The organism is Streptomyces sp. DvalAA-14 (assembly GCF_900091855.1).
GTDB lineage: Bacteria > Actinomycetota > Actinomycetes > Streptomycetales > Streptomycetaceae > Actinacidiphila.
The window spans coordinates 1-1480 of record NZ_FMCH01000124.1 but is presented as its reverse complement, the minus strand read 5'-3'; the positions used below and the strand labels follow the sequence as shown (position 1 = coordinate 1480).

The following is a 1480-nucleotide window of genomic DNA, read 5'->3' as shown; positions in this document are numbered from 1 at the left end:
CGTCCGTCACCACCCGGGCCACCCCGTCGGTGACCGTCTCGTAGACCGCGAGGATGTCGCCGCCGACCACGGACCAGTCGAAGCGCCGCACATGCGCCCGGCCCCGGGCACTCAGCTCGGCCCGGCGGGCCGGGTCGCCCAGCAGCCGCACCGCCGCCGCCGCGAGCGCGTCGGCGTCCTCGTTGGCGAACAGCTCACCCGCCCCGCCCTGGTCCAGGACCTGGGTGAAGGCGTCCAGGTCGCTGGCGAGGACCGGCGCGCCCGCCGACATCGCCTCGACCAGGATGATCCCGAAGCTCTCGCCGCCGAGATTGGGCGCCACGTACAGGTCCACGCTGCGCAGCAGCCGCGCCTTGTCCTCGTCGCTGACCATGCCCAGGAACTCGACCCGGTCGCGGGCCTGCGCGGGCAGCGACGCCACCGCCTCCTCGGTGTCACCGCGGCCGGCGACCAGCAGCCGGACCCCGGGCCGTTCGGCCAGGATCTTCGGCAGCGCCTTCATCAGGACCGGCAGGCCCTTGCGCGGCTCGTCGATCCGCCCTATGAAGCCGATCGTGTCGCCCTGCCACTCCTTGCGGGGCTCGGCGCGGGCGAAGAAGTCGACGTCGACACCGTTCGGGATCACCACCGCGTCGCCGCCGAGGTGCTCCACCAGGGTGCGCCGGGCGTACTCGCTGACCGCGATCCGGGCCCGGATCTTCTCCAGCGCGGCCTGCAGGATGGGATACGCGGCGATCATCGCCCGCGACCGCGGGTTGGAGGTGTGGAAGGTCGCAACGATCGGGCCGCGGGCGGCCCAGCAGGCCAGCAGGCCGAGCGACGGCGAGGTCGGCTCGTGGATGTGGACGACCTCGAAATTCCCGTCGTGCAGCCAGCGGCGGACCCGCGCGGCGGACAGGAACCCGAAGTTCAGCCGGGCCACCGAGCCGTTGTAGGGCACGGGGACGGCCCGCCCGGCCGAGACGGCGTAGGCCGGCAGCGGCGTCTCGTCGTCGGCCGGCGCCAGCACGGACACGTCGTGCCCGAGCGCGATCAGATGCTCGGCGAGATCCCGGATGTGGAACTGGACGCCCCCGGGGACGTCCCAGGAATACGGGCAGACGATCCCGATCCTCACGGGCTCTCCGTTCCGGAGCGCTCGGCGCCCCGCTCGGCACCGCTGCCGCCAGGGCCCGGCGGCGGATCCACCGGCGGGCCCGCCGGGTCAGCCGGCGGCTCGTCCGCTTCAGCGGACTCCACCGGGCCGGCGGAGTCGGCCCGGCGATCGAGTGACGGCCCCGCGGCAGGCGAACCGGCAGGATCGCTCCCCCCGGCGGGGAACTGCCTGACGGCACCGTCAGAACCGCCGGCCGAGTCCGCCTTGGGAGGTGCCGGCGAACCGGCAGGATCACTCCCCCCGGCAGCGGACGGCCGTGCGGCACCGCCGGCCGAGTCCGCCCTGGGAGATGCCGGCGAACCGGCAGGATCGCTCCCGCCGGCA

1 protein-coding gene is annotated in these 1480 nt (G+C 74.5%); it reads right to left on the bottom strand.

What is annotated here, in order from left to right:
- A partial coding sequence (locus GA0115240_RS05790) for a glycosyltransferase family 4 protein (RefSeq protein ID WP_093735575.1) occupies nt 1–1117 on the bottom strand: 1117 nt, incomplete at its 3' end.
- Nucleotides 1118–1480 lie beyond the last annotated feature (363 nt).